Raw genomic sequence first — 12,749 nt, forward strand, 5'->3', positions numbered from 1 at the left:
GGGCTGCTGGATTAGAACGTGCGGACCTTGGGCGGCACGCTGTCCACCGTGAGGGGCTTCAGGTTCACGGGCTTGTAGTCCAGGCTGTTGGTGGCGCTGTACCACAGGGTGTGCTTGAGCCATTCCTTGTCATTGCGGCCCAGCGGGAACTCGGCGTGGTCGGCAGGATGCTCGTAGTCGTACACGGTGTGGGCGCCGCGGCATTCGTGGCGGGCAGCGGCCGAGATCATGGTGGCCTGGGCCACTTCGATCAGGTTGTCCACTTCCAGCGCTTCCATGCGGGCGGTGTTCCAGACCTTGGACTTGTCCTTGAGGGTCACGGAGCCCACACGTTCGCGGATGGCGTTGATCTTGACTTCGCCTTCGTCCATGCTCTTTTGCGTGCGGAACACGCCGGCATGCTGCTGCATGGTGGCGCGGATGTCGCCAGCCAGGTCCTGGGCGTAGGTGCCTTCCTTGGAGTCGTCGAGCTGGTTCAGGCGCGTGAGCGTGCGCTCCGAGCCATCGGCCGGCACAGGCTTGTGGTCGCCGAAGCCGTTGACGAACTGCACGATGTGCTTGCCGGCCGACTTGCCGAAGACCAGCAGGTCCAGCAGCGAGTTCGTGCCCAGGCGGTTGGCGCCGTGCACCGACACGCACGAGCATTCGCCCACGGCATACAGGCCATTGACCACGTTGTTCTGCTGACCGTCCCACACCACGACCTGGCCGTTGATGTTGGTGGGAATGCCGCCCATCTGGTAGTGGATGGTGGGCACCACGGGAATCGGTTCCTTGGTGATGTCCACGTTGGCGAAGTTGTGGCCGATCTCTTCCACCGAAGGCAGGCGCTTGCGGATGGTGTCGGCGCCCAGGTGGTCCAGCTTCATCAGGATGTAGTCCTTGTTGGGACCACAGCCACGGCCTTCCTTGATTTCCTGGTCCATGGAGCGGGACACGAAGTCACGCGGTGCCAGATCCTTCAGCGTGGGAGCGTAGCGCTCCATGAAGCGTTCGCCTTCGCTGTTGAGCAGGATGGCGCCTTCGCCACGGCAGCCTTCGGTCAGCAGCACGCCCGCGCCGGCCACGCCGGTGGGGTGGAACTGCCAGAACTCCATGTCCTGCAGCGGGATGCCTGCGCGTGCAGCCATGCCCAGGCCGTCGCCGGTGTTGATGAAGGCATTGGTCGATGCCTGGAAGATGCGGCCAGCGCCACCCGTGGCCAGCAGCACGGCCTTGGCGTGCAGCTCGTACAGGTCGCCGGTTTCCAGTTCGATGGCGGTCACGCCGACCACGTCGCCCTGGGTGTTGCGGATCAGGTCCAGCGCCATCCACTCCACGAAGAAGTTGGTCTTGGACTTGACGTTCTGCTGGTACAGCGTGTGCAGCATGGCGTGGCCGGTACGGTCGGCCGCGGCGCAGGCGCGCTGCACGGGCTTTTCACCGTAGTTGGCCGTGTGGCCGCCGAAGGGGCGCTGGTAGATGGTGCCGTCGGGGTTGCGGTCGAACGGCATGCCGAAGTGTTCCAGCTCGATCACGACGTTGGGCGCTTCGCGGCACATGAACTCGATCGCATCCTGGTCGCCGAGCCAGTCGGAGCCCTTGATGGTGTCGTAGAAGTGGTAGTGCCAGTTGTCTTCGCTCATGTTGCCCAGCGAAGCGGACACGCCGCCTTGCGCGGCCACGGTGTGCGAGCGCGTGGGGAAGACCTTGGACAGCGAGGCCACGGACAGGCCGGCGCGCGACAGTTCCAGCGCGGCACGCAGGCCGGAGCCGCCAGCGCCGACGATGACGACGTCAAACTTGCGCTTGGTGATGTTTGCTTTGGAGTAGCTCATTCTTAACCTTCAATCGTGGAGACCGCGTCTCTATCAGATACGCCACAGGATCTGGATGCCCCAGCCGGCGCAGCCGACGAGCCAGACCAGGGTGAAAACGTTCAGCACCAGGCGCAGGCCCACGGGCTTGACGTAGTCCATCCAGATGTCGCGCACGCCGACCCAGACGTGCCAGGCCAGCGAGACGATCACGGCGAAGGTCAGGAACTTCATCCACTGCGGGGCAAAGATGCCGGCCCACAGGTCATAGCCGACGGAGCCGGTGCTGAAGATCAGCTTGGCCAGCAGCACGATGGTGAACAGTGCCATCAGCACGCCGGTGACGCGCTGCACCATCCAGTCGCGGATGCCGTAGTGCGCACCGACCACGGTGCGCTTGGAGCCGTAATTCACGGACATGGTTCTTTTTCCTTATCGTGAGGGGAGATCGTCTATCAGTACAGGCCGAACAGCTTGGCGCCCAGGATCAGGGTCAGGCCCACGCTCAGCACCAGCACCACCAGGGCGGAGGTCTTGCCGAACTGCTTGTTGACCGCATGGTGGTTCACGTCCATGAACAGGTGGCGCAGGCCGGCGCAGAAGTGGTGCAGGTAGGCCCAGATCAATGCCAGGCACACGAGCTTGAGGAACCATCCGAAGGGACCCGCGAAAACCGAGGTGAAGCCGTCGAAGGAGATCTCCGAGGTCAGCGACATGTCCATCATCCACAGGATGAAAGGCAGCAGGATGAACATCAGCAGGCCGCTGATGCGGTGCAGGATGGACACGATGCCGGCCGGCGGCAACCGGTAGGTGGGGAGGTCCTTGAAGAAGTTGATGTTGCGGAACTCTGGCCGCTTTTTGGCTTGCTCAGTCATGGCAGGGTACTTTCGTGGATGTAACTGCTTCGTAATCGCTCAGGGGCGGCGATGCAAAATTCTATTGCAATGCAATAAAAACAGCTTTGCTGGGAATTGCGTATTTTCGCCCGCTTCTCTGGGGAACGGATCGTTCAGCTCAACGCGTTGCGGTAGTGATGGGTGTCGGTGCGGTACAGGCCACGGCGTAACTCCATGGGAACATCGTTGTATGTGTAAGCGGTGCGCTCCACGCTCAGCAGGGGCGTGGTGCTGGGCACGTCCAGCAGCAGGGCCTGTTCGGCCTCGGGCAGGACGGCGCGGATCTTTTCGTCGGCGCGCACCATTCGCACGCCGTAGTCCAGCTCGAACATGGCGTAGGTGGGGCCCTGGTAGGCGGACATCTGCTCGGCGGTCAGGCCCTTGAAGGCGTGGCCCGGCAGCCAGATGTCTTCCAAAATGGTCGGGATTGCGGAGAACGACAGCACGCGGCGCACGTGCATCACGGCATCGCCGCTGCGCAGCGCCAGGCCGCGCGCCACGTCGGCCGATGCGCGCAGGCGCCGGCAGTCGATGATGCGGCGCTCGGCACGGCCCTCGCCCTGCTGGTCGCCGGCGTCGGGCTGCAGCTTGAGGAAGCGGTACTGCACATGCTGGGCCGCGTGGGTGGCCACGAAGGTGCCCTTGCCCTGGCGGCGCATCACCAGGTTCTCCGCGGCCAGCTCGTCGATGGCCTTGCGCACCGTGCCCTGGCTCACGCGAAAGCGCGCCGCCAGCTCCATCTCGCTGGGGATCAGCTCGCCGGGCCGCCATTCGCCTGCTTCAAGGCTTTGCAGTATCAGTCCCTTGATCTGCTGGTACAGCGGGCTGAAGGCCGGGGTCGATGCGCCCGCGCCGATGGTGGCAGCGGCGGTTTCAGAGGCGAGGGGAGGCAGGGCTGGCATGGGAAAGTTCGGGGTGGGGAGGCTCCCGGCGACGCAGATGAAAGACTTGGAAACAGACGTCGATCATATCTTATATAAGACATAAGACAAATTGACCGGGCTCCGAAATCGGGAGTACACTTTCGCGTTGTTTGCGGAGCACGGGCTGCTGGTTTCTGACGCTGGTGCGACCTGGCGCCGATAACACCTGATTTTTTCCCCATCCCTGGAGTTTCATCATGAGCAAGAAGCCCGTTCGTGTCGCCGTCACCGGTGCCGCCGGTCAAATTGGTTACGCCCTGCTGTTTCGCATCGCCTCCGGCGAAATGCTGGGTAAGGACCAGCCCGTCATTCTGCAACTGCTGGAGATTCCCGACGAGAAGGCCCAGAACGCGCTCAAGGGCGTGATCATGGAACTCGAAGACTGCGCCTTCCCCCTGCTGGCCGGCATCGAAGCCCACTCCGACCCCCTGCAAGCCTTCAAGGACACCGACTACGCCCTGCTGGTCGGCGCGCGTCCCCGCGGCCCCGGCATGGAACGTGCCGACCTGCTGGCTGCCAACGCACAGATCTTCACGGCCCAGGGCAAGGCGCTGAACGCCGTGGCCTCGCGCAACGTGAAGGTGCTGGTCGTCGGCAACCCCGCCAACACCAACGCCTACATCGCCATGAAGTCGGCTCCGGACCTGCCGGCCAAGAACTTCACCGCCATGCTGCGCCTGGACCACAACCGCGCTGCATCGCAGCTGGCTGCCAAGGCCGGTTTCAAGGTCGGCGACATCCGCAAGCTGACCGTCTGGGGCAACCACTCGCCCACGATGTACGCCGACTACCGCTTCGCCACCGTCAACTGTGAAAGCGTCAAGGCCAAGATCAACGACCAGGCCTGGAACAAGGACGTGTTCCTGCCCACCGTCGGCAAGCGTGGCGCCGCCATCATTGCAGCGCGCGGCCTGTCCTCGGCTGCCTCGGCTGCCAACGCCGCCATCGACCACATGCGCGACTGGGCCCTGGGCTCGGGTGGCGAATGGGTCACCATGGGCGTGCCCTCCAACGGCGAATACGGCATCCCCGCCGGCATCGTCTTCGGCTTCCCGGTCACCACCGAGAACGGCGAGTACAAGATCGTCGAAGGCCTGGAAATCGACGCCTTCTCGCAAGAGTGCATCGACAAGACCCTGGCCGAGCTGCAAGGCGAACAGGACGGCGTCAAGCACCTGCTGTAAGCCGCCGGCAAGCCATGCTCGACTGGAATCCCGCGCTTTACCTGCGTTTCGCCAATGAGCGTACGCGCCCCGCAGCCGAGCTGCTGGCGCGTGTGCCCTTGGCCCAGGCCCGCCATGTGGTGGACCTGGGATGCGGGCCGGGCAATTCCACCGAGCTGCTTGCACAGCGCTATGCCGGTGCCACGATCACCGGCATAGACAACTCCCAGGCGATGCTGGCCACCGCGCGCCAGCATCTGCCTGAGGCCCGCTTCGCGCTGGCCGACATTGCTTCCTGGACGCCCGCCCCCGGCGAGAGCGCTCCCGACCTGATTTATGCCAATGCCTCCCTCCAGTGGGTGGGGGAGCATGAAACGCTGATACCCCGCCTGTTCGCCCAACTGGCGCCAGGGGGCGTGCTGGCGATACAGATGCCCGACAACCGGCAGGAAGCCACGCACCGCGTGATGCGCGAGATCGCCAGCCTGCCCAAGTTTGCCGCCTACATCGGCGATGCCGCCAAGGTGCGGGCCGACATCCTGCCCATCCGCAGCTACTACGACCTGCTGGCCGGACCGCAGGAGCAGGCCGGCGTCGAGGCCGGCGCCGTCGATGTCTGGCACACCGTCTACCAGCATCCCATGGACTCGGCCGGCGCCATCGTCCAGTGGCTGCGCGGCACCGGCCTCAAGCCCTTCGTCGAAGGCCTGCCCGAAGCCCTGCAGGCCGACTTCCTCACCGAATACGAAAACCGCGTGGACGCCGCCTACGGCGTGCGCGCCGACGGCCGGCGCCTGCTGGCCTTCCCCCGCCTGTTCATCGTCGCCCAGCGCAAGCCATGACCGCCGCCACGTCCACACCCTCTCGCGCACACCCGGCCCAGGTGCTGCTCGATGCGCAGGGCGGTGCCCTGCACCTGCCCGTCTGCGACCACTACAGCGGCGTGGAAGTGCGCATGCGCAAGAGCCTGCAGCTGCAGGCCGAGATGATGGCCGAGTTCGGCACCTGCGTGTTCGACGTCACGCTGGACTGCGAGGACGGCGCCCCCGTGGGCAAGGAGGCCGCCCATGCGCGCCTGGTGGCCTCGCTGGCGCGTGATGCCGCGCCCGGCGCCCGCGTGGCTGCGCGCGTGCATGCCGTGGACCACGCCAGTTTCGCGCAGGACCTGGACATCATCGTCGGCGAGGCCGGCGACCGCCTGTGCCACCTCATGCTGCCCAAGGTGGAAAGCGTGGACGACGTGCTGCTGGCCGAGCGGCATCTGGGCCGACTGGGCTGCCGCGAACTGCCGCTGCATGTGCTCATCGAGTCGCCCGCCGCCGTGCACCGTGCCTTCGACATCGCGGCACACCCGCGCGTGCAGAGCATTTCCTTCGGCCTGATGGACTTCGTCTCGGCCCATGGCGGCGCGATTCCCGCCTCGGCCATGGGCTCGGCCGGCCAGTTCGACCATCCGCTGGTCGTGCGCGCCAAGCTGGAGATCGCAGCTGCCTGCCACGCGCACGGAAAGGTGCCTTCGCACTGCGTGGTCACCGAGTTCAGGAATCCACAGGCGCTGCAGGCCGCTGCCACACAGGCGTCACGGCGGCTCGGCTATACCCGCATGTGGAGCATCCACCCGGACCAGATCCGTCCCATCCTCGCCGCGTTCGCGCCCCAGGCCGACGAAGTGGCGCAGGCCGCACAAATACTTACCGCCGCCGAGGCCGCCGACTGGGCGCCCGTCAGCGTGGATGGTGTATTACATGACCGGGCGAGCTACCGCTATTTCTGGCAGTTGCTCACACGTGCCCACCAGACCGGCCAGGCGCTGCCCCCGCAGGTGCAGCCCTGGTTTGCATCAGAATCACTTGCTTAGCCCACACCGGGAATTTGCAGGAGCCCAACGTATGAAGACAGCTATCGCCTCCATCCTGATCGCAGCCCCCTTGCTGGCCATGGGCCTGGGCGCCAGCGCCGCCGAACCTGCCAAGAAGGCTCCGGCCAAGGCCGCCGCCAAGCCTGCGGTCAAGAAGGCTCCCGCCAAGAAGGCCACCGCGGCCAAGGCCGCTGCCGGCGCTGCCGCAGTCGGCGGTGCGGCGGCCGTGGCAGCTGCTGCCCAGCAGCCGCTGTCCGCCGAAGACCTGGCCATCTCGGAGCGCGTGCACACCGGCCGCATTCCCTGCGAGCTGGGCGCCTTCGTCAATGTGACGGCCGACCAGTCCAACCCCGGCTACTTCAACATCGACGGCAAGGGCTTCAAGTACCACATGGCGCCCGTCAAGACCTCGACCGGCACCGTGCGCCTGGAAGACAAGCATGCCGGCGCCGTCTGGCTGCAGATCGCCAACAAGTCCATGCTCATGAACCAGAAGGTCGGCCAGCGCCTGGCCGACGAATGCATGAGCCCTGACCAGCTTCAGGTGGCCGAGGCCATCAAGAAGAACCCGCCTCCCAGCCTGCTGGAAGCACCCAAGCCCGCCGGCCAGTAATCCAGGCCCGGACCTGAGCGTCCCGCAAGCAGCCCCACTTTAGAAAACCATGGAGAGAGAATCATGTTGAAAGCCTACCGTGACCACGTGGCCGAACGCGCCGCGCTCGGTATCCCCCCGCTGCCGCTGGATGCCAAGCAGGTTGCCGAACTGATCGAGCTGATCAAGAACCCGCCCGCTGGCGAGGACGCCTTCCTGCTCGACCTGCTCACGCACCGCGTTCCTCCGGGCGTGGACGATGCCGCCAAGGTCAAGGCCAGCTTCCTGGCGGCCGTGGCCCACGGTGACATCCAGGTGGCTCTCATCTCCAAGGCCAAGGCCACCGAGCTGCTGGGCACCATGGTGGGCGGCTACAACGTGCATCCCCTGATCGAGCTGCTGGACGACGCCGAAGTCGCCGGCGTCGCTGCCGACGCGCTGAAGAAGACGCTGCTGATGTTCGACTTCTTCAACGACGTGGCCACCAAGGCCAAGGCCGGCAACGCCAAGGCCCAGGAAGTCATGCAGAGCTGGGCCGACGCCGAGTGGTTCACCTCGCGCCCCGAAGTGGACAAGAAGATCACCGTCACCGTCTTCAAGGTGCCCGGCGAGACCAACACCGACGACCTGTCGCCTGCACCCGATGCCTGGAGCCGTCCGGACATCCCGCTGCACTACCTGGCCATGCTCAAGAACACCCGTCCCGACGCGGCCTTCAAGCCCGAGGAAGACGGCAAGCGCGGCCCGATGCAGTTCATCGACGACCTCAAGAAGAAGGGTCACCTGGTCGCCTACGTGGGCGACGTGGTCGGCACCGGCTCCTCGCGCAAGTCGGCCACCAACTCCATCGTCTGGGCCACGGGCCAGGACATCCCCTTCGTGCCCAACAAGCGCTTCGGCGGCGTGACCCTGGGCGGCAAGATCGCCCCCATCTTCTTCAACACGCAGGAAGACTCCGGCTCGCTGCCCATCGAAGTGGACGTCTCCAAGCTGGAGATGGGCGACGTCATCGACGTGCTGCCCTATGACGGCAAGCTGGTCAAGAACGGCGAGACCGTCGCCGAGTTCCAGCTCAAGAGCGACGTGCTGTTCGACGAAGTGCGCGCCGGCGGCCGCATCAACCTGATCATCGGCCGTTCGCTGACCGCCAAGGCCCGCGAATTCCTGGGCCTGTCTGCCTCCACCGTGTTCCGCCTGCCTCAGGCGCCCGCTGCTTCGAACGCCGGCTTCACGCTGGCCCAGAAGATGGTCGGCCGCGCCGTCGGCCTGCCGGAAGGCCAGGGCGTGCGCCCCGGTACCTACTGCGAGCCGCGCATGACCACCGTGGGTTCGCAGGACACCACCGGCCCCATGACCCGCGACGAGCTCAAGGACCTGGCCTGCCTGGGCTTCTCGGCCGACATGGTCATGCAGTCCTTCTGCCACACGGCCGCCTACCCCAAGCCCGTGGACGTCAAGACCCACCGCGAGCTGCCTGCCTTCATCAGCAACCGCGGCGGCGTGGCCCTGCGTCCCGGTGACGGCGTGATCCACTCCTGGCTCAACCGCCTGCTGCTGCCCGACACCGTGGGCACGGGCGGCGACTCGCACACGCGCTTCCCCATCGGCATCTCCTTCCCTGCAGGTTCCGGCCTGGTGGCCTTCGGCGCCGCCACGGGCGTGATGCCCCTGGACATGCCCGAGTCCGTGCTCGTGCGCTTCAAGGGCGAAATGCAGCCCGGCGTCACCCTGCGTGACCTGGTGCATGCCATTCCGCTGTACGCCATCAAGGCAGGCGCACTGACCGTGGCCAAGGCCGGCAAGAAGAACATCTTCTCGGGCCGCATCCTGGAAATCGAAGGCCTGCCCGACCTCAAGGTGGAACAGGCCTTCGAGCTGTCCGACGCCTCGGCCGAGCGCTCGGCTGCCGGCTGCACGATCAAGCTCAACCCCGAGCCGATCAAGGAGTACCTGACCTCGAACATCGTTCTGATGAAGAACATGATCGCCGACGGCTACGCCGACGCCAAGACGCTGCAGCGCCGCATCGAGAAGGTCGAAGCCTGGCTGGCCAAGCCCGACCTGCTCGAAGCCGACAAGGACGCCGAATACGCTGCCGTGTTCGAGATCGACCTGGCCGACATCAAGGAACCCATCGTCTGCTGCCCCAATGATCCCGATGACGCCAAGTTCCTGTCCGAAGTGGCCGGCACCAAGATCGATGAAGCCTTCATCGGTTCGTGCATGACCAACATCGGCCACTTCCGCGCAGCAGCCAAGCTGCTGGGCGGCCAGCGCGACATCCCCGTCAAGCTGTGGGTGGCTCCGCCCACCAAGATGGACCAGAACGAGCTGATCAAGGAAGGCCACTACGCCGCCTTCGGCACGGCCGGTGCCCGCACCGAAATGCCGGGCTGCTCGCTGTGCATGGGCAACCAGGCCCAGGTCCGCGAAGGCGCGACGGTGATCTCCACCTCGACCCGCAACTTCCCCAACCGCCTGGGCAAGAACACCAACGTGTTCCTGGGCTCGGCCGAGCTGGCCGCCATCGCATCGCGCCTGGGCAAGCTGCCCACCAAGGAGGAATACCTCAAGGAAATGGGCGTGATCGATGCCGACAAGTCCAGCGTCTACCGCTACATGAACTTCGACCAGATCGAAGAGTACGCGGACGTGGCCAAGGGCGTGAGCGCCTGAGTCCGGCCTGATCCGGCTCCATGAGCAAAGCCCGCTTCGGCGGGCTTTGCTGCTTTCTGGCTCTGTACGTTCCGGTTTACGCAGCCTGCCTCAACCGCCCCAGCACCTCCTGCGTCTGCGCATCCGCCGGAAAGAACGACTCCACGGCCAGCTCCTGCAGTGTCACATCCACCGGCGTGCCGAAGATGGTGATGGTGCTGATGAAGTTCAGCCGGCCATGGTCGGTGTCCAGCGCGAAGGGCACGGCAATGTGGCTGGCAGGTGCTGCGCCATGTGAGTCCGCTTCATCTTCCTTGAACGGGTAGGCGGCAATCTCGTCGTGCAGCGCCTGCAACTGCGCATCCGACGTGGCGGCAATCTGCTGCTGCAGGCGGTGCAGCAGATGCGCGCGCCAATGGGCTGCGTTGGCCAGGCGCGGGCCCAGGCCTTCGGGGTGCAGGCTCAGGCGCAGCACATTGACGGGCGGCTCCAGCAGCCAGGGCGCCACGCCGGCCAGCAGCAGCGGCACGATGGCGTTGGCGGCCACCAGGTTCCAGTGACGGTCCACGGCCAGGGCCGGATTGGGTTCGTGGCCCTTGAGCACCAGGTCCACGGCCTGGCGCGCGGCGGCCAGGTCCGGGTGGTCCAGCGGCCGGGCCTGGTACATGGGGGCGTAGCCTGCGGCCACCAGCAGGGCATTGCGCTCGCGCAGCGGCACGCCCAGGCGCTCGACCAGGCGCAGCACCATCTCGCGGCTGGGCTGGGCGCGGCCGGTTTCCACATAGCTCAGGTGGCGCGTGGAGATCTCGGCCTCCAGCGCCAGGCCCTGCTGGCTCAGGCGGCGGTGCTGGCGCCAGTGGCGCAGATGGTCGCCGAAGGGCGAGCGCGCGGACGGTGGATGGGCGGTGGAGGTCATGGTCCGCATCGTAGCGGCGGGGCTGGCGTGGCGGCCATGACCTGCGAGGTTATCGACCCTGTGCAGCCTGCGGCGGACCATGCAGTCCATGGCATGCACGGTGTGTGCCTGTTGCTCTCAAGGAGTTCGCCATGTCGATGTTCGCTTCCCCCCGTTTCCTGCCCCGCGTGATGTGGGCCGATGCTGCTTCCTGCGCCGCCTCGGGCGCCTTGCAACTGGTGGCGGGGCAGCCGCTGTCGGATGTGACGGGGTTGCCTCTGGCGCTGCTGCAGTCCACAGGCTGGTTTTTGCTGGGCTATGCGCTGCTGGCTGCGTGGATGGCGGCGCGCTCGCCTGTGCCGCGGCGGTTGATCGGGCTGGTGGTTGTGGGGAATTTGGGGTGGGCTGTGGGCTGTGTTGCGCTGTTGGCGTTTGGTGGGTTGGGGTTGTCTGCCTGGGGGGTGGCGTGGGTGTTGGCTCAGGCGTTGGTGGTTGTGGTGTTGGCTGAGTTGCAGTGGACTGGGTTGCGGCGCACGCGCGATGTGGTTGGCGGTGCGCGTGTTGCCATGTCATGACTACAGCAGGCTTGTTTTGACCCTGCCGGGCCGTTGTTTTTCGAGGCCGGGTCTCGGCCCGGCAGCCGACTGCCCTTTCTTGATTCGCCAAGAAAGGTCAGATCTAAGAAGGCGGCCCGACGCAGGCGCTGGCATACGGGGGGGGGGGCTGGTGCGGGCCTTTGCTGCGCTCGGCCGGGTTCAGGGGGCTGCGTTGCTTTTGACGTGGTGGGAGCAGCCCACGGCGACGACTTCGCCGCTGGTTTCGCTGGCCAGCATGTCGGCGCTGTTGCGGATGGTGCGCAGGGCGCTGGCGAGCACGTCCAGGCGGTTGCTGGTCTCGGGCGTTTCCAGCCACAGCAGGGCCATGCGGGAGAGTGCCGAGATCTCGGCACAGCCTTGCTGCACCAGGCGGTCCACCTCGGTCACGACCTGGGTGAAATGCTCGGCGCTGGGCGGGGGTCTGGGTGTCATGGCTCGGCTCTCCATGCAAGGTTGAGAGAGGCCGTGGAAAGGCAAACGTTGCGCATGCTTCCGTGCTCCTAGTCGAGGCTTGAGACCACCGGGTTGCGTTTTCAAGCGCAGGCAGGTGGGCGGGATGTTGAAAACACGAGACTAGTCGTGCGGGCAGCCTTGCGGTGAGCCCCATCCCGCCCGAAATCGCACAGACGTGGACAAGCGCCCACGAATACAGGATTCAGACGTGACAAAGCCTCGCTGACGGGGAGGCTGCACCGCTAGTCTTGGAAAAGGTGTTTTCAAGCACCGGCCCCGTGACAGGGGGCTGGTGCGGATTGTGGCATAGCGACTGGAGTTGCTCCAGCGGGGCTGGCATGACCTGGCAGGTCATGGACTCGGGGGCTGTGGCGGCGGAGCATCGGCAGGGCCGGCTTGCGAGGTGCATGCCCGGCAATCCACAAGGAGTGCTGATGCCGATGTTTTCCCATGCCCGTTTCCTGCCCCGCACCCTGTGGGCCGACGCCATCTGCTGCGCCGCCGCGGGTGCGATGCAACTGGCCTTCGCGCAGCCGCTGGCCGTTGTCACGGGGTTGCCGCAGGCGCTGCTGCTGGGCACGGGGTGGTTCTTGCTGGCCTGGGCCTGCGTGGCTGGCTGGGGCGCGTGCCGCATGCCGCGCAGCCGGGGGCTGGTGGCCATTGCCGTGTTCGGCAACTTCGGCTGGGCCCTGGCCTGCGGGGTTGTGCTGTACAGCGGCGTGCTGGAGCCTGCGCCCGCAGGCTGGGCATGGGTGCTGGGCCAGGCGGCCATCGGCGTGGCGCTGGGCGATCTGCAGTGCGCGGGGTTGTGGCGCAGCAGGGCTTCGCTGGCCGGTTCGATGACAGCCCTGTGAAAGCCTGCCGCTTTTTCCGCGCGGACAGCGTTGTCCGCGTGTGACTATCGCCAATGGACCACAGC

13 protein-coding genes are annotated in these 12,749 nt (G+C 65.9%); 7 read left to right on the plus strand and 6 right to left on the minus strand.

What is annotated here, in order from left to right; genetic code table 11:
* Nucleotides 1-11: 11 nt before the first annotated feature.
* From sdhA to AC5I49_RS23995, 4 genes are all read right to left on the minus strand, one after another.
* Entirely contained in the window at nt 12-1,817 is a 1,806-nt protein-coding gene (gene sdhA / locus AC5I49_RS23980) for a succinate dehydrogenase flavoprotein subunit (RefSeq protein WP_016450199.1), read from the minus strand.
* A gap of 33 nt (nt 1,818-1,850) precedes the next feature.
* Nucleotides 1,851-2,216: a succinate dehydrogenase, hydrophobic membrane anchor protein gene (gene sdhD / locus AC5I49_RS23985; protein WP_012204346.1), complete on the minus strand. Its 366-nt coding sequence runs from the start codon at nt 2,214-2,216 to the stop codon at nt 1,851-1,853.
* A gap of 35 nt (nt 2,217-2,251) precedes the next feature.
* Nucleotides 2,252-2,674 (minus strand): succinate dehydrogenase, cytochrome b556 subunit, encoded by a 423-nt coding sequence (sdhC, locus tag AC5I49_RS23990; RefSeq protein WP_016450200.1) that lies wholly within the window; start codon nt 2,672-2,674, stop codon nt 2,252-2,254.
* A gap of 134 nt (nt 2,675-2,808) precedes the next feature.
* The gene (locus tag AC5I49_RS23995) at nt 2,809-3,597 is read right to left on the minus strand and encodes a GntR family transcriptional regulator (RefSeq protein WP_016450201.1); all 789 of its coding nucleotides are present in this window, start codon (nt 3,595-3,597) and stop codon (nt 2,809-2,811) included.
* 218 nt (nt 3,598-3,815) lie between these two features.
* Here AC5I49_RS23995 and AC5I49_RS24000 point away from each other — a divergent pair, with 218 nt between their 5' ends.
* The 5 genes from AC5I49_RS24000 (at nt 3,816) to acnB (ending at nt 9,907) form a co-directional block, all read left to right on the plus strand.
* Entirely contained in the window at nt 3,816-4,802 is a 987-nt protein-coding gene (locus AC5I49_RS24000) for a malate dehydrogenase (RefSeq protein ID WP_495790001.1), read from the plus strand.
* Between the two features lie 14 nt (nt 4,803-4,816).
* Complete coding sequence (tam, locus tag AC5I49_RS24005; RefSeq protein ID WP_013803434.1) at nt 4,817-5,623, plus strand: trans-aconitate 2-methyltransferase; 807 nt, start codon at nt 4,817-4,819, stop codon at nt 5,621-5,623.
* Nucleotides 5,620-6,639: an HpcH/HpaI aldolase/citrate lyase family protein gene (locus tag AC5I49_RS24010; RefSeq protein ID WP_495790002.1), complete on the plus strand. Its 1,020-nt coding sequence runs from the start codon at nt 5,620-5,622 to the stop codon at nt 6,637-6,639. The genes tam and AC5I49_RS24010 overlap by 4 nt, the downstream gene beginning before the upstream one ends.
* Nucleotides 6,640-6,670: 31 nt before the next feature.
* The gene (locus AC5I49_RS24015; RefSeq protein WP_016450203.1) at nt 6,671-7,252 is read left to right on the plus strand and encodes a hypothetical protein; all 582 of its coding nucleotides are present in this window, start codon (nt 6,671-6,673) and stop codon (nt 7,250-7,252) included.
* A 63-nt stretch (nt 7,253-7,315) separates the two neighbouring features.
* Complete coding sequence (gene acnB, locus AC5I49_RS24020; protein WP_016450204.1) at nt 7,316-9,907, plus strand: bifunctional aconitate hydratase 2/2-methylisocitrate dehydratase; 2,592 nt, start codon at nt 7,316-7,318, stop codon at nt 9,905-9,907.
* A gap of 76 nt (nt 9,908-9,983) precedes the next feature.
* Here acnB and AC5I49_RS24025 read toward each other — a convergent pair whose 3' ends face one another.
* Nucleotides 9,984-10,802: a helix-turn-helix domain-containing protein gene (locus AC5I49_RS24025; protein ID WP_047218608.1), complete on the minus strand. Its 819-nt coding sequence runs from the start codon at nt 10,800-10,802 to the stop codon at nt 9,984-9,986.
* Nucleotides 10,803-10,933: 131 nt separating this feature from the next.
* Between AC5I49_RS24025 and AC5I49_RS24030 the strand changes: the two genes are divergently transcribed.
* On the plus strand, nt 10,934-11,356 hold the full coding sequence (locus AC5I49_RS24030) for a hypothetical protein (protein ID WP_250439135.1): 423 nt from the start codon (nt 10,934-10,936) through the stop codon (nt 11,354-11,356).
* A gap of 180 nt (nt 11,357-11,536) precedes the next feature.
* Here the strand turns inward: AC5I49_RS24030 and AC5I49_RS24035 are convergent, their stop codons facing one another.
* Complete coding sequence (locus AC5I49_RS24035; RefSeq protein ID WP_495790003.1) at nt 11,537-11,809, minus strand: hypothetical protein; 273 nt, start codon at nt 11,807-11,809, stop codon at nt 11,537-11,539.
* A 455-nt stretch (nt 11,810-12,264) separates the two neighbouring features.
* On the opposite strand from AC5I49_RS24035, the gene AC5I49_RS24040 reads away from it, so the two are divergent.
* Nucleotides 12,265-12,684 (plus strand): hypothetical protein, encoded by a 420-nt coding sequence (locus AC5I49_RS24040; protein WP_495790004.1) that lies wholly within the window; start codon nt 12,265-12,267, stop codon nt 12,682-12,684.
* Nucleotides 12,685-12,749: the final 65 nt, after the last annotated feature.

Source organism: Delftia sp. (genome assembly GCF_059499305.1).